The following is a 17,344-nucleotide window of genomic DNA, read 5'->3' on the forward strand; positions in this document are numbered from 1 at the left end:
AGCGGCCGTGTCAGAGGCGTGTCAGAGCCGTGACAGGTCCGCTCGCGACAGTCGACCGCATGACGACTTCTGCGATCGCGGTCTCGGGACTGCGAAAAGCGTACAAGGACAAGGTCGTGCTCGACGGCATCGACTTCGACGTCCCGGCGGGAACGGTGTTCTCGCTGCTCGGCCCGAACGGGGCGGGCAAGACCACCACGGTCAACGTGCTGACCACGCTGATGCGGGCCGACGGCGGCACGGTCCGGGTCGCCGGGCACGACCTGGCGACCGAGGCCGGGGCGGTACGCGCGGCGATCGGCGTCACCGGCCAGTTCGCGGCCGTGGACGAGCTGCTGACCGGGCGGGAGAACCTGCAGCTGATGGTGGACCTGAACCGGCGGTCGATCCGCAACGGCGGGCGCGTCGTACCGGAGCTGCTGGAGCGGTTCGAGCTGGCGGAGTCGGCGGACAAGCCCGCGTCCACCTACTCCGGCGGCATGCGCCGCAAGCTCGATTTGGCGATGACGCTCGTCGGCGACCCGCAGATCATCTTCCTGGACGAGCCGACCACGGGGCTGGACCCGCGCAGCCGCCGCACCATGTGGTCGATCATCCGGGACCTGCTGGCCGACGGCGTCACCGTCTTCCTCACCACCCAGTACCTGGAGGAGGCTGACCAGCTCGCCGACCGCGTCGCGGTGCTCGACCAGGGCCGCCTGGTCGCCCAGGGCACGCCCGCCGAGCTCAAGCGGATGATCCCGGGCACCCACATCCGGCTGCGGTTCACCACCGCCGACGAACTGGACGAGGCCGCGCGGGTGCTCACCGACGCCGTCCGCGACGACGAGGCGCTGACCCTGCGGGTGCCCGGCGACGGCGGCACCAAGTCCCTGCGCACCCTGCTCGACCGCCTCGACGAGTACTCCCTCAGCGCCGAGGAGTGCTCGGTGCACACCCCCGACCTCGACGATGTTTTCCTCGCCCTGACGGGCCGTACCACGGAGGTGGACGCGAAATGAGCAAGTCGCACTCGCTGGTCATGCTGCGCCGCAACGCCAAGCACATCGCCCGCAACCCCACCTCGGTGTTCAACGCGGTCCTGATGCCGATCGTGCTCATGCTGATGTTCGTGTACATGTTCGGCGACGCCTTCGACGTCGGCGTGAGGTACATCGACTACGCCACGCCGGGCCTGATGCTGATGGCCGTCTGCTACGGGCTGGGCTCGGTCGCCACGACGGTCAACTCCGACATGACCAAGGGCATCATCAACCGGTTCAAGGTCATGGACGTCTCGCGCGGCGCGGTGCTGACCGGCCACGTGGTCGCCAGCGTGCTGACCAACCTGGTCGCCATCGCGGCCCTGGTCGGGGTCGCCTTCCTGCTGGGCTTCGACCCGAAGGCGAGCTTCACCGACTGGCTCGGCATCGTCGGCGTCATCGTGCTGCTCGCGATCGCGGCCGGCTGGTTCACCATCGCGCTGGGACTGTCGGCGAAGTCGCCGGAGACGGCGGGCCTGGCCACCGTGCCGCTGGTGATGCTCCCGTTCTTCAGCAGCGCCATCGTGCCGGCCGAGAAGATGGGCCCCGGCCTGCGGGAGTTCGCGCAGTACCAGCCGTTCACGTCGATCATCGAGACGCTGCGCGGGCTGATCAACGGCGCCCCGGCGACCGGCGACCTGGTGCTCGCCCTCGCCTGGTGCGTCGCCATCGCGCTGGTCGGCTACCTGTGGGCCCGCTCGACGTTCACGAAGCGAGCGTGACCGCGACCAGCCGGCCCCAGTCCGCCTGCGCCCCCGCGCGCGCCGCCTCGGTGAACTCCGCTTCGCCGAGGCGGCGCCGCGCCTCCCGCTCGATCCGGGCCGTGTCCGGGTGGGAGCGGTCCGGCAGGCCGCGCACCGCGGCGCCGGCCCCGAGCAGCCGCGCCGCCTGCTCGTACTGCCCGCCGCGCAGGGCCAGGTCGGCGACCCCGACGAGCAGCTGGGCGATCAGGGGCGGGTGCTTGGTCTCGACCGCCGTCCGCACCGCCGCCACCCGGTGCGCGCGGGCCGTAGCAAGGTCCTCGGCCAGGTAGCCGAGCAGGTCCTGGGTCACCGCGCGGACGTAGGCCCGCTCCGCGCCGCCGCCCAGCATCGCCGTCGCGGCGTCGAGCTCCCGGTGCGCCTGCTCGGCGTCGCCGCGCCAGCGGGCCAGCTCCGCCTTTGCCAGGGCCAGCTCGGCCAGGGCGTGCGGCCAGGCGACGCGTTCGGCGTACCGCTGCGCCTGCGCCATCGCGACGGCGCCGGCCTGCTCGTCGCCCGCCAGCCAGTACAGCTGGGCCTGGCGCGAGCGCATCGACACGACGTCCTCATTCGCGCCGAACTCCGAGACGACCGCGATCGCCTGCTCGTAGTACGCGCAGGCGGCGGTGAACTCCCCGCGCGTGGCCACCCGGTTCGCCAGCTCCGTCAGCGCGAACGAGGAGCCCCAGCGGTCGCCGAGGGCGCGGAACTCGGCCAGCGCCGTCTCCAGGAGGGCGTCGGCGTCCCGGCCGTCGTCGCCGAGCACGATCCGCAGCCTGCCCAGGTGCAGCCGGGCCAGCGCCCGCAGCCACGGGTCCGCGTCGGTGAGCAGCTGCTCGAACGCGGGCGCGGCCGCGTGCGGGGCGTGCAGCAGGCGCTCCAGCGCGGCGGCGAACCGCAGCGCCCGGTGCTGCGGCGGCACCCGGCGGCTGATCTCGTGCGCCCGGCGGATCCACTCCTCGGCCTGCGCCTGGTCACCCGGCCCCCACGTGGCGAGGTCGCGGACCGACCGGCCCGCGTGCACCCCGGCGTGTACGGCCCGCGCGTACACCACGGCCCGGTTCTCGTCGGCGACCTCGCCGGGCAGCGCCGTGGCCGCCATGATCAGCTCGTTGCCCTCGGCCTTGTGCCCGGCCAGCCACCAGTACCAGCCCGCGGCGGCGGCCAGCCGCATCGCCCCGGCCGCGTCACCGGCGGCGATCGCCGCGCGCATCGCCGCCGCGATGTCGTCGTGCTCGGCCTCCAGCCGCGCCAGCCACTCCAGCTGCTCGGCCCGGTACAGGTGCGGCTCGGCGGCCTCGACCAGCTCGGTGAGGCAGCTCAGGTGCGCCCGCCGAGCCGACTCGGAGTCCCCCGCCTCCGCGAGCCGCTGCTGGGCGTACTCCCGGATGGTGCCGAGCATCCGGTAGCGCGGCGCCTGCCCGCCCTCCGCGAGGACCAGCGACTTCTCGGTCAGCGCGGTCAGCAGCTCGAACACCTCACCCGCGCCGACCGCACCGGCCGCGCAGACGCGCTCGGCCGACTCCAGGCTCGCACCCCCGGCGAACACCGAGAGCCGGTGCAGCACCGTGCGTTCGGCCTCGGACAGCAGCTCCCAGCTCCAGTCGACCACCGCGCGCAGCGTCCGGTGCCGGGGCAGCGCGGTCCGGCTGCCACCGGTGAGCAGCCGGAACCGGTCGTCGAGGCGGCCGGCGAGCTGGTCCAGGGACATCGTGCGCAGCCTCGCCGCCGCGAGCTCGATCGCCAGCGGCATACCGTCCAGCGCCCGGCACACGCGTGCCAAGGTCGCCGACGTGTCAGCGTCAGAGGCCAGGTCCTGGCGCACCGCACCGGCCCGGTCCCGCAGCAGCCGTACGGCCGGAGCCGACTCGATCCCGCCCGCGTCGGCGTCCGGCGCGGGCAGGACCAGCGGCGCGACCGCCCACAGGGTCTCGCCGGTGATGCCGAGCGGTTCGCGGCTCGTGGTGAGGATCCGCAGCCGGCGGCACTGGCCGAGCACCCGGTCGGCGAACACCGCCGCCGACTCGATCACGTGCTCGCAGTTGTCCAGGATCAGCAGCATCGCCCGGTCGCGTACGGCCGCGACGACCCGATCCGCCGACTCCGCGCCCGGCGCCGCGCCGAACAGGGCGTCGCGCAGACCCAGCCCGCCCAGCACCGCCTGGGCCACGTCGCCGTCGGCGCCGACCGCCGCCAGCTCCACCAGCCACACCCCGTCCGGCAGGTCGTCGAGCAGCGTACGCGCGGTCTCCAGCGCCAGCCGCGTCTTGCCGGACCCGCCCGGTCCGATCAGGGTGGTGAGCCGGTGGTCGCCGATCAGGTCCCGCACCGCGGCGACGTCGGCGTCGCGGCCCACGAAGCTGGTCAGCTCGGCCCGCAGATTCGTCCGGCGCTCCGGCTGCCGGCCCAGCTCGCCGCGCAGCAGCGCGACGTGCAGGGCGGCCAGGTCCGGTGCTGGGTCGACGCCCAGGGTGTCGGCCAGGGCCTGCCGGGTGCGCTCGTACACGAGCAGCGCCTCGTTGTCGCGGCCGGCCGCCGCCAGCGCCCGGATCAGCGCCGCGGCCAGCCGCTCCCGCAGCGGGTGCGCGGCCGTCAGCTCGGTCAGCTCCGGGACCAGGTCGGCAGCGTTGCCGAGGCCCACCTCCGCCGTGAACCGGTCCTCGACAGCGGTCAGCCGCAGCCGCTCCAGCCTGGTGACCGCCGCGTCCAGCGCGGCGCTGTCGGACAGGCCGACATCCTGCAGGGCGGCACCGCGCCACAGGGCCACCGCCTCGCGCAGCAGCCGGACCTGTCGTGGACCGTCGTCGCCGGACTGGGCGGTGCCGACCAGGCGTTCGAAGCGGGCGGCGTCGACGGCGTCGGGGTCGACCGCCAGCCGGTAGCCGTCGGGGTGGCCCTCGATCGCACCGTCGGGCAGCGTCTTGCGCAGGCGGGAGACCAGGCGGTGCAGGGCGTTGGTGGCGTCAGCCGGCGGGTGCTCGGCCCAGATCCAGTCGACGAGGGTCGCCTTGGACAGGACGCGGCCGGGCTCCAGGGCCAGGGCGGCGAGCAGGGCGCGCAGGCGGGCGCCGGGCACGTCGGCGAGGGCACCGTCGTCGGTACGGACCTCGAACGGACCGAGCAAGCCGATCTTCACGCCCGCGATCCTGCCACGGGCCGCGGGCGGGCATCCATCCGCTTTCGCCCGCTCACCACCGTTGAAGGCTGCGTGACCCGAAGAGCACCGACGGCTGCGGCAACTCCCCGGGCATCGGAGGTACGGCGAACTTCAGCGCGCCACCAAGCCGTCGAAGAGACCGCGAAGCGGGCCGTTGTCGCCGCGAAGTGACGCCATCGATGCATCCTTGTTGGCGTCCGGGTCGAGATCCGACCAGTCGATGGGCCAACCCGCTTCGCGGCTGAGCTGGCGGAAGAAAGCGCGCTGCGCCCGGCCGTTGCCTTCACGGAACGGGTGGATCGCGTTCACCTCGGCGAAGTAGTGAGCCAACCGATCGAGGAAGCCTTCGCGCGGCAGCCCCCGCAGGTAACGCTCCTTCGCCAGGCCGCCGAACACCTCTGCCGAGTACGCCTCGATGTGCTGCGGCAGGCAGAACGGATCGGATTTGGCGATACCCACAGCTCTGACCTCACCGGCCCATGAATAGAGGTCGCCGAAGATCTCCCGATGGAAGGACTGCAGGTGAGTCAGGTCGTAGCCACCAGGCAGCGTCCGCGTGCCGAGGTCCGCCAACGCCGCCAACGTCAGGCCCGCCTCCACCTCACGCAGTCGCGCATGGTCGGAGATCCCCAACCGATTACGCAGTACCCCGCTGTCGGGGTCCAGGTACGGATCGATGGTCACGATGCGCCGTACAACTGCCGGACAAGCTCACGCATCTGCGCGGTGCTGATCTCACCACGCGCCCAGCGCTCGGTGATGGCGTCGACTTCGGCGGCGGCCGTAAGACCTTCGGCCCGTACCGATGCCGCCGCCTGCGCCAGCGACCTCGTTCGCTCGGCGGTGAGTTCGTCGAACACCTCGACCGGAACCATGACCGCCTCCGTCTTGCGATGTGAACCCACACCCACCGGAGTACGGTCACCATTGCGAAACCGTTCCAGTACGCTCGGCAACTGCTCTCGCGCTTCACGTACCGACAACGTCTCGATCAGCATCTCTGTAGTGTACCCGAGTGTGTACACGTTTTGATGGCTACCGCAAGACGCAACTAAATCCTGGGCGGTGACGTGGATGCCGCGCCGCCCGACCGCCTGCCGGAGCATGGACGAGAGCGAGAGCGGCCTGGGGCTGGCGGCGCGATGCGAAACCGCCCACAGACCGAGGTGGGGCGGGCGCGGCAGAATGCGAAATCGGCGCTGACCGTCGCGGGTGATCGGTTGCCGGTACAGACAGCAAGGTCACGACGGACACCGAGCACCACCGCAGCGGCTGATGACCCGCACCCACCGACGGGTCACCAGTCGTGACGGCCCGCCCGCCTCGCCCGCTCCGGTAGCGGCGCACCGATCTCGGCGGCGAAGTCGAGGAAGTCACGGTGTCCGGGCAGGGCGTCGAGGCATTCCTGCACCAGCGCATGGTGGCACGGCCGGTGTCCCCTCGCCGGAGGGCGAGCCGTGCCCGCAGGTAGACGATCTCGGGCCCGTCCAGTGCCGGGTGGGCGGTGAGCCGGTCGAGACGGTCCTCCTCGTCGGTGCCGACGAACCGGTCCAACAGCATCTCGTGCCACAGCGCCAGCGCCCCCGGCCGCTCGCGGTGGGTGCGGTCGTCGTCCCAGGAGCGGCGTGATCTCGGCGTCTTCACCGGAACGAACCGGTCGAGCGCGGTTAGGTAGGCGTCGGCGGCCAACGTCCAGCAGTCGGGCGCGGGCAGCATCCGCTCCAACACCGTCACCAGCGGCACCTCCCTTTCCGCAACCTTTCCGTATCCCCGAAGCGTCCCCCCGTACTGCGACTCCCAACGGATGAACTGCGGCATCGCCCGCTCGCAGAACGCCGCTAGCCCTTCCCGTTCCAGTAGCCGCCCCCACAGCACCGCGACCTCATCCGACACCACGATCCCAGCCGCCTCCACCGCGTCCTCGGACCGGAAGTACAGGTACGTGCGCAGGTCACTGGCCAGGTCGAGAAGCACCTCAAGCGCAGCGGCGCCTACTGTGCCGTCGCCTGCCCGCAGCGCGTCGCGAGACTGGGACACCAACCGCTTGAACGTGAACCGCCACTGCGTACGCTCCTTCGGCCGCACCCGCCGGTCCCCCGCGATGTACGAACCCGCCCGCGCCAGTTCCACGAACTGCCGCACCTCGGCCAGCACCGCCTGCGGATCGACCGCGGCGGCCGTGCGCTGCCGGACCGTCACCGCCCGCGCCGAGACGAGCTCGGCCTCGACCCGCTCACGGGTTGCCGCCGTCCCCCGCCAGTACACGGTCCACAACGCCTTTTGCAGCTACTCCCGGCTCAACGCGCCCGTCGCGGCGTAGAACTGCTCTCGGTTCATCCGTTCCATCGCCACGATGGTTTCACCGGTCGCCGAAGGCGTCTTCGAGCACCAGGCGAGCCCGTGCCGGCACCTCTTCGTCCGGGAACACCTCAGCGCACAGTGCCAGCACCTCCTCGACCGTGGTGAGGTTCAGCCGCTCGACGAGGAACCGGATGTCGTCGGCGTCCCGCCGCCGTGCGGCGAGAACCTTCATCGCCAGCAGATGTTCCGGGGAGGCCGCCGACACCCGCAGCCCTGGATGGTCGAACACGCGGGGGGCGGCAGGGTCACCACCCGGTGCCACGTAGGCCCTGGCCTGCTCGTTGAGCCACCACTGCGGCAGGCCGAGATCAGCAGCAACCGCCCTGGCCTCGTCGAGCACGACTCCGTGAGGCTGAAACACGGCGTCGATGTCACGTGTCGACCGGCGGGCGTCATACGCCAGCGCCATCGCCGCGCCGCCGAACACATACAGGTCCGCGATGACACCGCGGCGCGCCAGCCGCTCCCCGAGCCGACGGAACGCATCCTCGATCGCGGCCCGATCGAGCAGCGGATCGCCGACACTCATGCGACCTCCAGCTCCTGGGCCGCGACGTACACGCCTCGCCGCCGGAACGCCGCTGGCGCATGGACCAGCGCATCTACCCGAGCCGCGCGGGTGTTGAACGGGAACCACAACCGCCGCAGCGATCTCGACTCGCCCCAGGCGGGAGCCCCTCGACCGTCGCGCGCCGCCAGATGCTCAGCCAACGCGGCCAGAAACACGTCCCACCGCTGGTCGCCGGTACCGGGCGGCTCGGCCGCCAACATGCTCTGCCGGGTATCGGGGGGCTCCCAGCGGTACTCCTCCAGAAACTCCGCCACCAGCCGCCAACGCCGCGACTCGTCGGCGTCGACCAGCAGCGCGCCCAGCCGCGCCAAGGTCAACGGCTGGTACGCCACGCTACGACCGCGCTCCGTCACGCCACCGACAGTAGTACACACCTTGCCATTGGCCGTGCCTCGTGCAAAGCCTCTCGACAGCCCGATTTCGCATACAAGATCAAAGTGGGGCGGGCGGGACTCGAACCCGCGACCGAGGGATTATGAGTCCCCTGCTCTAACCTGCTGAGCTACCGCCCCGAGCCGACCTCGGTCGGCGGGCCTTAGCGTAACCGTTCCGGCCCGCTGTCTTCATACCCGATTAAGCGGGGCAGCGGCAACGAGCCCGCCCACCGGCGCCGCGGACGATCCCGGCGGTCCCGACGCCTGGGCCGGAACCACCGGGATCAGTCAGAGGCGGTGCCCTGGTCAGGACAGCGGCCGGACGATCACCCGTTCCGCGGCATCGTCGCAGGCGGTGAGGACGCTGCCGTTGCGGCTGTCCCCGCTGTACTCGGCCCGCCACCGGTAGGTGCCGGCCTTGCCGGGCCGGAAGTCCCCGGACCGGTACGTGCCGTTGCCCGAGATGGTGACCGTGCGGGTGAAGGCCACCTTCGCACAGGTCGGGTCGTTGGGCCCGTACAGCGTGAACTTGATCGTGCCGGTGGGGCTGCTGCCGCCGGACAGGGTCGCCACATCACGGACCACCCGCCCGACCAGGGTGTTGGCGGAGGCGTCCGTGACCAGCTTCGGCGCGGTCCGCGGGCTCACGATCACCCGCTCCCCCGTGTCGTTGCAGGCACCGGCGACCGGCTCGTTGTCCGTGTCGCCGCTGTAGGCGGCGATCCACCGGTAGGTCCCGGCCTTGGTCGGCGCGAACTCCCCCGAGGAGTACACCCCGTTGCCGTCCACCACGGCGGTCCCCGTGAACGCCGGGGCTTTCGCGCAGTCCGAGTCGTTCGGCCCGTACAGCCGGAAGGTCATCGTGCCGGTCGGCTGGTCGCCGCCGGTCAGCGTCGCGGCATCGCTGATCCTGCCGCCCACGGCGACGTTAGGGGACGCCTGCGTCGCCAGGCTCAGGCCCCGCACCGTCACCGTGACCTCCTCGTTCGGCTGGTTGCAGTGCCCGCTGACCGAGTCGTTCTCCTCGTCGCCCAGAATGCCGGCGACCCAGCGGTAGGTCCCGGGCCTGGTCGGCGTGAATTCGGCCGAATCGTACGACCCGTCGCCGTCCAACGACTTGTACGACCGGAACACCACCGGGCCGGTGCAGTTCGCGTCGTCCGGTCCGAACAGGTAGAACTCGACCCCTCCGATCGGGGCGTGGCCGTCGGTGACCATCGCGGTGTCGTGGATCGGGTTGCCGAGCACGACGTCGGGCGAGGCGTTGGTCTGCAGTTTCGGCTGCGCTGGCGACACGCCGCTGATCTCGGCGTAATCGCTGCACGGGGTCGACACCGGCGGGTTGTTCGCGTCGCCGCTGTACTCGGCGATCCACGGGTAGTCCCCGATCTCGGTCGGCGTGTAGGGCGCTGAGTCGTACGGGCCGTTGCCGTCGACCGCCACGGTCGAGGAGAAGATCTCGACGCTGCACTCGGTGTCGAACCGGATGTACAGGTGGAACGTGATCGTGCCGGTGGGGTCGACCGCGCCGGACAGCTCCGCGTGGTCGTGGATCGTGCCGCCGATCGTGGTGTGGGCCGCGGTGCTGGTCAGGGTCACCGCTGACGCGGTGGCGAATCCTGCCTCGGTGAGGCGTCCACCCGGCGCACCGGGCGCGGTGGCGGCCAGCGTGGCCGCGAGCCCGAGGCTCAGCAGCCCGGCTCGGGCGGCGGACAGGATTCTGTGGTGCGGACGGCTTGCCGTCGTCATGCATTGCCTCCGGTGTACGAATGACCGCGAGATACGGTGCGAAAACACCCGATCCGGAGTTTATGCAGCTCAGAAGGCACAAAACGCTCGAATGACCGGACGGGTCGCACCACGGCCGCGGAGGCGGGGCACACGACGAAGAAGACCCCGAGCCGATGGCTCGGGGTCTTCGGTCTGGCTCCCCCACTTGGACTCGAACCAAGAACCTGCCGGTTAACAGCCGGCTGCTCTGCCAATTGAGCTACAGGGGAATGTGCTCGACGCTGTGCTCCGGATCTCTCCATCGCACCGCGCCTCGACAAGAGTACAGGACACCACCCCGGGTATGGCAAACGGGTAACCCCTGGGCCCGTCCGGTGTCCTGGAGCTCGGCTACCAGGCAGGATGGGACACAACACGCGATCGAGGACAGGAGCCACGATGAGCAAGCTGTGGTGGTTCGCCGCGGGTGCGGCGGCCGGGTATGTGTTCGGCACTCGTGCCGGTCGTGAGAAGTACGACGAGCTGGTGATCACCGCCCGGAAGGTGATGGACCACCCGACGGTCCAGGAGGCCGCCGGTGTGGTGCAGGCGCAGGCGGCCCGCATCTACGACGAGGGCCTGCGCAAACTCAACCAGCACGTGTAGCCGGCCCATCGAAGTTGCCCGGCGATCGGGCGTATCTCTCACCGCGATACGCCCGATCGCCGGGCAACTTGTGCGGGTCGTCAGGCGGCGGAGCGGCCGGCGCCGGGCAGGGGGCGGTCGGCGGCGCCGTCCAGGCCCACTACGCCGAGTTCGTCGCGGGCGGCGTCGAGCTCCTCGACGTCGTCGACTTCGAGGTGGTCGCAGTCTGCGTGCGGGCCGCCGAGCACGGCGGCGAGCATGGAGCGGGCCAGTTCGGCCTGTTCGGGGTCGTCGTGGCGGCCGAGGCGTACCTTGACCACCGAAAGCTTCGCCTTGCGCAGCTGGTTGACCGATTGGGTGGCGCTCTCGGCGGAGTGCAGCAGATGGGCCGGGCTCAGGCAGGCGCCGATCCGGGCCGGGTCGGCCCGTCCGAGCAGCGACACGATGTCGCCGGAGCCGCCGACCAGCGTCTGCGGGGCGGCTTCGACGGCGACGCGGACGAGACGGCCGGTGTGCCAGGCGACCTCGGTGAGTCCGGCGCTGAGGTCGCTGAGCAGCCGGGCGGCGATCTCGCGGTGGCTGTCGGCGTGCTCGGTGCCGAACCGGGGCAGCGTGGTGGAGACCGAGCCGTGGCCGCTGTCCTCGGGCATCAGGTCGACCAGCACCCGGGCCAGATCCAGGGTGTACAGCCACCAGCTGCGCCAGGTGCCGTCGGCGGGGGTCGCCTCCGCGCCGGCGTCGAGGGTGACCACTTCGAGGGAGCGGCTGGCGAGCTCGCTGCGCAGGCGCCGCCGCAGTCCGATGGACGAGGCGAGCGTGGTGGCGAGGATGGGGCCGAGCCGGAGGCTGATGCTGAGCACGTCGGCGAGCAGGCGCTGGCGCTGGGGCACCACGGCGGCGTCCAGGCGCCGCAGGAGGCCGCGCACGTCCTTGACGTTCTCGACGGAGACGACCGTCGCCACGTGCACGGTCTGTCCGTCGGGGTGTCGTAGGCGCATCGGTCACCTCCGCACGGCGCGGTGTTGCCGAGAAAGTACTCGCCTGATCCACATCAGACAAATAGAGGGTAGCTAATGAGGTAATGAACTTGATCTCGCTCATCTTCTCATTCACGTCAAGAGGGCCGCTCCCGCACGTGCGGGAGCGGCCCTTTCACCCGGTCAGGGTCAGCGGCACAGCACCGAGGTCATCCGCCGTCCGGCCACCCACAGGCCGATCGCGAACATCACCAGCAGGTACGCCACGTTCAGCAGCATCGACCAGGCGAAGGCGCCCGTGGTGATGCCCCGGACCAGCTCCACCGCGTGGTAGAGCGGAGTGAGCGCGATCAGCACCTCGACCGGCAGCGGGTAGTCCTGCACCGGCGAGAAGGTGCCCGAGAACAGGAACAGCGAGAACTGCCCCGCGGTGATCAGGTCGAAGTCCTGCCAGCCGCGCACGAACGTGCTGACGGCCATGCCGACCCCGCCGAACGCCAGGCCGATCAGGATCGTGGCCGGGAAGGCCAGCAGCGCCAGCGGTGCCGTGGTCAGCCCCATCACGACCATGAGGACCAGGAACGCGCCGGTGTACACCGAGCCCCGGGTGATGGCCCAGACCAGCTCGCCTAGCGCGATCTCCATCGGGCGCAGCGGCGTGGCGAGCATGCCCTCGTAGGTCTTGGAGTATTTGAACTTGAAGAAGAAGTTGAAGGTCGTCTCCGACAGCGCGCCCGACATCGCCGCCACCGCCAGCATCGCCGGGGCGACGAAGGTGGGGTACGACATGACCTGGCCGTTCTTGAGCGTCAGATCGCCGACCAGCGCTCCGACACCGACGCCGATCGACAGCAGGTAGAGCACCGGCTCCAGGAAGCCCGACGCGAGCACGATCCAGTAGGAGGGGCCGGAGCGCAGCGCCCCGACGTTGCGGTTGATGACCGAGAAGATGCGCGACGGCGAGACCAGCCCCTCACGGGCGGCCCGCGCCACGGCGTACGTGGTGACCATGTGCTTCCCCTCAGTCCTTCAGCCGGCGCCGGTACGACGCGTACGCCAGCAGGCTGCCGCCGACCGCCCACAGCACCAGGTAGCCCAGGTGCGCCCAGACCGGCCAGGGCGGCGCGACGCCCAGCGTGGCCGACCGGCACAGCTCGACCGCGTGCCACAGCGGCGACAGGTACGCCAGCACCCGCAGCGCCTCGGGCAGCTGCGACACCGGGAAGAACACCCCGGCGAACAGCGTCGACGGGATGACCACGAACCGGAACAGCATCGCGAAGTAGCTGTCGTTCTCGATCCGGGCGGAGAACGCGATCGTCGGCGCCGCCACGGCCACCGCGAGCAGCGCGCACACCAGCGGCGTGACCACCACCCAGGCCGAGTGGATCGCCCCGAAGAACGCGCTGACCGCCAGGAACGCGACCGCCCCGATCAGCACCCGGAACACGATGTAGAGCAGCCAGCCCGCGACCATGTCCCAGATGCGCACCGGCGTGGCCCGCATGGCGTGGTAGCCGCGCACCCACTTGAAGTCGCCCAGCACGGAGAAGGTCGACTCGCCGACGGCCTGCTGGAACGCGGTCGAGGCGAGCACGCCCGGCACGATCCAGGCCAGGTAGCTCACCCCGCCGATGTCGCTGACGTAGCCGCCGACGCCGATGCCGATGCTGACCACGAACAGGATCGGCAGGATGAACGAGGAGAAGACCGACGCCTGCCACAGCCGCCGGTAGAGGGTCAGGTGCCGCTCCAGCACCGCGAACGTGCCGCCCATCAGTCGACCAGCGTCCGGCCGGTGAGGATGAGGAACACGTCCTCCAGCGTCGAGCGGCGCACCAGCACGCTGGACGGGGTGAAGCCGCGCCGGTGCACCTCGCTGACGGCGGCGTCGCCGTCGGCGCTGTACAGCAGGAGCCGGTCGGGCAGCGGGTCGAGCCGCTCGCCGATCCCGGCCAGCTTCTCCACGTATGACGCCGGGGTCTCGTCGCCGAAGCGCAGCTCGACGACCTCGCGGGTGGAGTGGGCCTCGATCAGGTGCCGGGGCGAGCCCTCGGCCACGATCTTCCCGCCGTCCATCACCACGAGCCGGTCGCACAGCTGCTCGGCCTCGTCCATGTAGTGCGTGGTCAGCACCAGGGTGACGCCGCGCTGCTTGAGCCGGAACAGCCGCTCCCAGAGCAGGTGGCGGGCCTGCGGGTCCAGCCCGGTGGTCGGCTCGTCCAGCAGCACCAGGTCCGGCTCGTTGATCATCGCGCGGGCGATGGACAGGCGCCGCTTCATGCCGCCCGACAGCGGCTCGACGGTGCTGCCCGCCTTCTCGGTGAGCTGCACGAACTCCAGCAGCTCGGCGGCGCGGCGGCGGCCCTCGGCGCGCGGGATGCCGAAGTAGCGCGCGTACGTGGTGAGGTTCTCGAAGACGGTGAGGTCCGGGTCGAGGTTGTCCATCTGCGGGCACACGCCCAGCCGACCGCGGATCTTCGAGCCCTCGCCCACCGGGTCCATGCCGAGGATGCGCAGCTCACCGCTGGTCGGGTGGGAGACGCAACCGATCATGCGCATGGTCGACGACTTGCCCGCGCCGTTGGGACCGAGGAAGCCGAACGCCTCGCCGGGCGCCACCTCCAGGTCGATGCCGTCGACCGCGGTGAAGTCGCCGAAGCGTTTCACCAGGTTGCGGGCGTAGATCATGGGTGGCCTGGCGGCTTGCTCTGTCACGTCGGCGACCCTATCCGCACCGACCGACAATCCGGCAACAGGTTTTACCTGTTCATAGATCGTTGCGCGCCGCCGCGACGAGCTGGTCGGTCGCGGCGGTGACGGCCGGGTCGTCAGGGTCGGTGCCCTCGTCGTACCGGACCGTCCAGACCAGGCCGTCCTGGCCGGGGACCCGCCGCGCGAAGACCCACAGGCCGCCGCCGGGCACGTCGTGGTGCATCGGATGGCGCACCGAGCCGGTGACCCGCAACTGCACCTGGTGCGGCAGGTGATCGGGGTCGGTCAGCGGCAGCCGCACCGGCGGCGCATCGGCGACGACCTCGTATCCGGCGCGCTCGTCGGCGACCGTGGCCGGGGTGACCACCAGGACCTCGCCGTCCCAGGCCGCCTTGTCGATGCGGTGCCAGCCGGTGCGCACGCCGCCCCACCACAGGCCGAGGTTGGTCGCCACCACGGTGTCCTCGCCCGTGGGCGCCCACGCGAGCACCCGCTCCTCGCGCTCCAGCGCCGGGCGGCGCTCGGCGGGCAGCACCCGGCGCCCCTTGAACAGTGAAAACGCCATCACAGCCCTCCCGCGGCCTTCTCCTTCAAAGCCCGGGAATGCTGTTCCAGGGCGACCAGCTCGGTAAACCTCGCCCGGTACGCGTCGGCGTCGGTCACCGGGTTGATCCGCTGCAGCTTCGACTTCACGTCGCCGATCCGCTGGTTGAGCACGGCCAGCTGCAGCCGCACCAGCACCACGTGCAGGTACGTCGAGTCGGGCTCGCCGTCGTAGCGCACCGGTTCGACCGCCAGCTCCAGCACCAGCATCTGCGCGCCGAGATCGCCGCACGCGTCGCGGACGGCGTTGACCCAGCTCGGCCCGGCCACGCCCGTGCTGGCCCCGCCCGCGGCGGCGATCGCGGCGCGCACCGCCTGGTGCGGCGGGTGCGCGTAGTGCGTCTCGTCGACGGCGTCGAAGACCGGCCCGGCCAGCACCGGATTCTGCACGGCGAGCTTCAGCGCCTCGCGCTCGACCACCAGGCGCGGGTTGTCGGGCGCGGGGGCGGCCGGGCGCGGGGCGGGTGCCGGATTGTCGCTGGAGGCGTTGCGGATGGCCGTGCGCACCTGGTCGACGTCGACGCCGATGTCACCGGCGAGCTTCTGCGCGTACCCGGTGAGCAGTGACCTGTCCTTGATCTTGGCGACCATCGGGGCGGTGGCGCGCAGCGCCGCGACCCGGCCCTCGACCGTGTCCAGGTCGAACCGGGCCAGCGTCGAGCGCAGCGCGAACGCGATCAGCGGCTCCCGGCTGGCGACCAGGTCGCGCACGGCCAGTTCGCCCTTTGCCAGGCGCAGCTCGCACGGGTCCATGCTGTCCGGGCTGACCGCGATGAACGTCTGCCCGACGAACCGCTGGTCGTCGCCGAACGCCCGCAGCGCCGCCTTCTGCCCGGCGGCGTCGCCGTCGAAGGTGAAGATGATCTCCCCGGCGAACGTGTCGGTGTCCAGCAGCAGCCGACGCAGCACCCCGATGTGGTCCGTGCCGAACGAGGTGCCACAGGTCGCCACGGCGGTGGTCACGCCCGCGAGGTGGCAGGCCATGACGTCGGTGTACCCCTCGACGATCACCGCCCGCCCCTGCCGGGCGATGTCCCGCTTGGCCAGGTCGATGCCGTAGAGGACGTGCGACTTCTTGTACAGCGGGGTCTCGGGGGTGTTCAGGTACTTCGGGCCGTCGTCGTGGTCGAACAGCTTGCGCGCGCCGAACCCGATCACGTCGCCGGACACGTCGCGGATCGGCCACAGCAGCCGCCGCCGGAACCGGTCCACCATGCTGCCCGAACGCGCCGGGCGGGCCAGACCCGCGGTCTCCAGCTCGGCGTTGCCGAAGCCGCGGCCGCGCAAGTGCTTGGTCAGCAGGTCCCAGTCGGCCGGGGCGAAGCCGCAGCCGTAGCGCTGCGCGGCGTCGCGGTCGAAGCCGCGCTGGGCGAGGAACTCGCGCGCCGCGCGCGCACCCGGGGTGAGCAGTTGCTCGGCGTAGAATTCGGCGGCGGCGGCGTGCGCGGCGACCAGGCGCTGGCGCTGGCCCTGCTGCGGGCGGGGCGCGGCCGGGCCGCCCTCGATCCGGCGCAGCTGGATGCCGGCGCGGTCGGCCAGCCGCTCGACCGCCTCCATGAAGGTCAGGTGATCGATCTTCTGGACGAAGTTGATCACATCGCCGCCCTCGCCGCAGCCGTGGCAGAACCACACGTTGCGACCCTGCGACACGGTGAACGACGGCGTCTTCTCGTCGTGGAACGGGCACAGGCCCTTCAGGTTCCCGCCACCGGCGTTCTTGAGGGTGACCTGCTCACCGGCGACGTCCACGATCGAACTGCGCTCGCGCACGAGCGCGATGTCCTCGTCGCGTACGCGTCCCCCAGCCATGGGCTACATCCTGCCAGCCCCCACCGACGCCCCGCACGACCGATCCCGCCCTGACGTGGCCCCGGCCACGTCCCGTATGACCACGACTTCTGAAGTAGCATTGAATTCATGACCAGCGTACCGTTCGAGGTGGCGCCACTCTCCGAGCTGCTGCGGGAGCCTACGGCCACCATCAGCCGCCTCGCCCGCGCTCGCGCGGTGCGGCTCCAGCGGCGCGGCGAGGCCGATGACCTGGTGCTGATGTCGGCCAAACGCGCCGAGCAGGAGAACGAGGTCGTCGACCTGACCGCCGCCCTGCTCTCCGGCATGGTGCGGCAACCGGGCGGTTCAGCACTGCTGCGCCACGTACTGCCCGCCGCCCTGCCCTGGATCCGATTCCTGCCGCCGCCCGCCGTCGACGAGTTCGCCGCCGAGTTCATCGAGGTCGCGGAGGCGGCTGCGGCTGTCGGCAACGTGGCCCCCATCTCCGTGCTGCTCGCGCAGTGGCGGCACACCGCCGAGGTGTACGCCGATCCCGATCTCCACCGCATCCTGACGGCGCCGTCCGAAGGCGACTTCGGCCCCGTCCCCCGGCCGGAGGACCAGTGAGCCCGAAGCGTGGAGACCGGGTGGCACCGCCCGCCGTGACCGGCGAGTACACCCTGAAGTTCGCGACCAACG

General features: G+C 71.2%; 17 protein-coding genes and 2 tRNA genes. 4 read left to right on the forward strand and 15 right to left on the reverse strand.

Annotation, left to right across the window (positions count from 1 at the left end; all coding sequences use genetic code 11):
• Positions 1 to 59: 59 nt before the first annotated feature.
• Both QEZ54_RS23210 and QEZ54_RS23215 read left to right on the forward strand, forming a co-directional pair.
• Positions 60 to 1,001 carry an ATP-binding cassette domain-containing protein gene (locus QEZ54_RS23210; protein ID WP_281306814.1) on the forward strand — a complete coding sequence of 314 codons (942 nt, stop codon included), beginning with the start codon at positions 60 to 62 and terminating at the stop codon, positions 999 to 1,001.
• Complete coding sequence (locus QEZ54_RS23215; RefSeq protein ID WP_281306815.1) at positions 998 to 1,744, forward strand: ABC transporter permease; 747 nt, start codon at positions 998 to 1,000, stop codon at positions 1,742 to 1,744. The genes QEZ54_RS23210 and QEZ54_RS23215 overlap by 4 nt, the downstream gene beginning before the upstream one ends.
• Here the strand turns inward: QEZ54_RS23215 and QEZ54_RS23220 are convergent.
• The 9 genes from QEZ54_RS23220 to QEZ54_RS23260 form a co-directional block, all read right to left on the reverse strand.
• A complete protein-coding gene (locus QEZ54_RS23220) occupies positions 1,728 to 4,898 on the reverse strand; it encodes a BTAD domain-containing putative transcriptional regulator (protein ID WP_281306816.1) in 3,171 nt (1,056 codons plus the stop codon). The genes QEZ54_RS23215 and QEZ54_RS23220 overlap by 17 nt on opposite strands.
• 132 nt (positions 4,899 to 5,030) lie before the next feature.
• The gene (locus QEZ54_RS23225) at positions 5,031 to 5,603 is read right to left on the reverse strand and encodes a Fic family protein (protein WP_281306817.1); all 573 of its coding nucleotides are present in this window, start codon (positions 5,601 to 5,603) and stop codon (positions 5,031 to 5,033) included.
• A complete protein-coding gene (locus QEZ54_RS23230; protein ID WP_281306818.1) occupies positions 5,600 to 5,917 on the reverse strand; it encodes an antitoxin VbhA family protein in 318 nt (105 codons plus the stop codon). Before QEZ54_RS23230 ends, QEZ54_RS23225 begins: the two co-directional genes overlap by 4 nt.
• A gap of 37 nt (positions 5,918 to 5,954) precedes the next feature.
• Positions 5,955 to 7,184, reverse strand: coding sequence for a hypothetical protein (locus tag QEZ54_RS23235; protein WP_281306819.1), 1,230 nt, complete (start codon positions 7,182 to 7,184; stop codon positions 5,955 to 5,957).
• A 94-nt stretch (positions 7,185 to 7,278) separates the two neighbouring features.
• The gene (locus QEZ54_RS23240) at positions 7,279 to 7,809 is read right to left on the reverse strand and encodes a DUF6036 family nucleotidyltransferase (protein WP_281306820.1); all 531 of its coding nucleotides are present in this window, start codon (positions 7,807 to 7,809) and stop codon (positions 7,279 to 7,281) included.
• Positions 7,806 to 8,204: a hypothetical protein gene (locus QEZ54_RS23245; protein WP_281306821.1), complete on the reverse strand. Its 399-nt coding sequence runs from the start codon at positions 8,202 to 8,204 to the stop codon at positions 7,806 to 7,808. Before QEZ54_RS23245 ends, QEZ54_RS23240 begins: the two co-directional genes overlap by 4 nt.
• An 85-nt stretch (positions 8,205 to 8,289) precedes the next feature.
• Positions 8,290 to 8,363, reverse strand: a tRNA-Ile gene (locus QEZ54_RS23250).
• Positions 8,364 to 8,531: 168 nt separating this feature from the next.
• A complete protein-coding gene (locus tag QEZ54_RS23255; RefSeq protein ID WP_281306822.1) occupies positions 8,532 to 9,974 on the reverse strand; it encodes a hypothetical protein in 1,443 nt (480 codons plus the stop codon).
• A 175-nt stretch (positions 9,975 to 10,149) separates the two neighbouring features.
• Positions 10,150 to 10,225 (reverse strand) — tRNA-Asn (locus QEZ54_RS23260).
• Positions 10,226 to 10,394: 169 nt separating this feature from the next.
• On the opposite strand from QEZ54_RS23260, the gene QEZ54_RS23265 reads away from it, so the two are divergent.
• Positions 10,395 to 10,601, forward strand: coding sequence for a hypothetical protein (locus QEZ54_RS23265; RefSeq protein ID WP_281306823.1), 207 nt, complete (start codon positions 10,395 to 10,397; stop codon positions 10,599 to 10,601).
• A gap of 80 nt (positions 10,602 to 10,681) precedes the next feature.
• Here QEZ54_RS23265 and QEZ54_RS23270 read toward each other — a convergent pair whose 3' ends face one another.
• The 6 genes from QEZ54_RS23270 to dnaG form a co-directional block, all read right to left on the reverse strand.
• Positions 10,682 to 11,578, reverse strand: a complete 897-nt coding sequence (locus QEZ54_RS23270; protein ID WP_281306824.1) for a hypothetical protein — start codon at positions 11,576 to 11,578, stop codon at positions 10,682 to 10,684.
• A gap of 168 nt (positions 11,579 to 11,746) precedes the next feature.
• Positions 11,747 to 12,568, reverse strand: coding sequence for an ABC transporter permease (locus QEZ54_RS23275; protein WP_281306825.1), 822 nt, complete (start codon positions 12,566 to 12,568; stop codon positions 11,747 to 11,749).
• A 10-nt stretch (positions 12,569 to 12,578) separates the two neighbouring features.
• On the reverse strand, positions 12,579 to 13,334 hold the full coding sequence (locus QEZ54_RS23280) for an ABC transporter permease (RefSeq protein WP_281306826.1): 756 nt from the start codon (positions 13,332 to 13,334) through the stop codon (positions 12,579 to 12,581).
• The gene (locus QEZ54_RS23285; protein ID WP_281306881.1) at positions 13,334 to 14,248 is read right to left on the reverse strand and encodes an ABC transporter ATP-binding protein; all 915 of its coding nucleotides are present in this window, start codon (positions 14,246 to 14,248) and stop codon (positions 13,334 to 13,336) included. The genes QEZ54_RS23280 and QEZ54_RS23285 overlap by 1 nt, the downstream gene beginning before the upstream one ends.
• Positions 14,249 to 14,327: 79 nt before the next feature.
• Complete coding sequence (locus QEZ54_RS23290; RefSeq protein ID WP_281306827.1) at positions 14,328 to 14,837, reverse strand: hypothetical protein; 510 nt, start codon at positions 14,835 to 14,837, stop codon at positions 14,328 to 14,330.
• Entirely contained in the window at positions 14,837 to 16,684 is a 1,848-nt protein-coding gene (dnaG, locus tag QEZ54_RS23295) for a DNA primase (RefSeq protein WP_281306828.1), read from the reverse strand. The genes QEZ54_RS23290 and dnaG overlap by 1 nt, the downstream gene beginning before the upstream one ends.
• Positions 16,685 to 16,792: 108 nt before the next feature.
• Here dnaG and QEZ54_RS23300 point away from each other — a divergent pair, with 108 nt between their 5' ends.
• Positions 16,793 to 17,272, forward strand: a complete 480-nt coding sequence (locus QEZ54_RS23300) for a hypothetical protein (RefSeq protein WP_281306829.1) — start codon at positions 16,793 to 16,795, stop codon at positions 17,270 to 17,272.
• Positions 17,273 to 17,344: the final 72 nt, after the last annotated feature.

Origin of the sequence: Catellatospora sp. KI3 (assembly GCF_029948125.1) — a bacterium.
Lineage (GTDB): Bacteria > Actinomycetota > Actinomycetes > Mycobacteriales > Micromonosporaceae > Catellatospora.

Bases quoted from the DNA above. Each gene is read 5' to 3' on its own strand.
- QEZ54_RS23210 (WP_281306814.1), top strand. From the start codon at position 60: ATGACGACTTCTGCGATCGCGGTCTCGGGACTGCGAAAAGCGTACAAG.
- QEZ54_RS23280 (WP_281306826.1), bottom strand. From the start codon at position 13,334: ATGGGCGGCACGTTCGCGGTGCTGGAGCGGCACCTGACCCTCTACCGG.
- QEZ54_RS23270 (WP_281306824.1), bottom strand. From the start codon at position 11,578: ATGCGCCTACGACACCCCGACGGACAGACCGTGCACGTGGCGACGGTC.
- QEZ54_RS23265 (WP_281306823.1), top strand. From the start codon at position 10,395: ATGAGCAAGCTGTGGTGGTTCGCCGCGGGTGCGGCGGCCGGGTATGTG.
- QEZ54_RS23290 (WP_281306827.1), bottom strand. From the start codon at position 14,837: ATGGCGTTTTCACTGTTCAAGGGGCGCCGGGTGCTGCCCGCCGAGCGC.
- QEZ54_RS23240 (WP_281306820.1), bottom strand. From the start codon at position 7,809: ATGAGTGTCGGCGATCCGCTGCTCGATCGGGCCGCGATCGAGGATGCG.
- dnaG (WP_281306828.1), bottom strand. From the start codon at position 16,684: ATGGCTGGGGGACGCGTACGCGACGAGGACATCGCGCTCGTGCGCGAG.
- QEZ54_RS23285 (WP_281306881.1), bottom strand. From the start codon at position 14,248: ATGATCTACGCCCGCAACCTGGTGAAACGCTTCGGCGACTTCACCGCG.
- QEZ54_RS23275 (WP_281306825.1), bottom strand. From the start codon at position 12,568: ATGGTCACCACGTACGCCGTGGCGCGGGCCGCCCGTGAGGGGCTGGTC.
- QEZ54_RS23255 (WP_281306822.1), bottom strand. From the start codon at position 9,974: ATGACGACGGCAAGCCGTCCGCACCACAGAATCCTGTCCGCCGCCCGA.
- QEZ54_RS23300 (WP_281306829.1), top strand. From the start codon at position 16,793: ATGACCAGCGTACCGTTCGAGGTGGCGCCACTCTCCGAGCTGCTGCGG.
- QEZ54_RS23230 (WP_281306818.1), bottom strand. From the start codon at position 5,917: ATGCTGATCGAGACGTTGTCGGTACGTGAAGCGCGAGAGCAGTTGCCG.
- QEZ54_RS23215 (WP_281306815.1), top strand. From the start codon at position 998: ATGAGCAAGTCGCACTCGCTGGTCATGCTGCGCCGCAACGCCAAGCAC.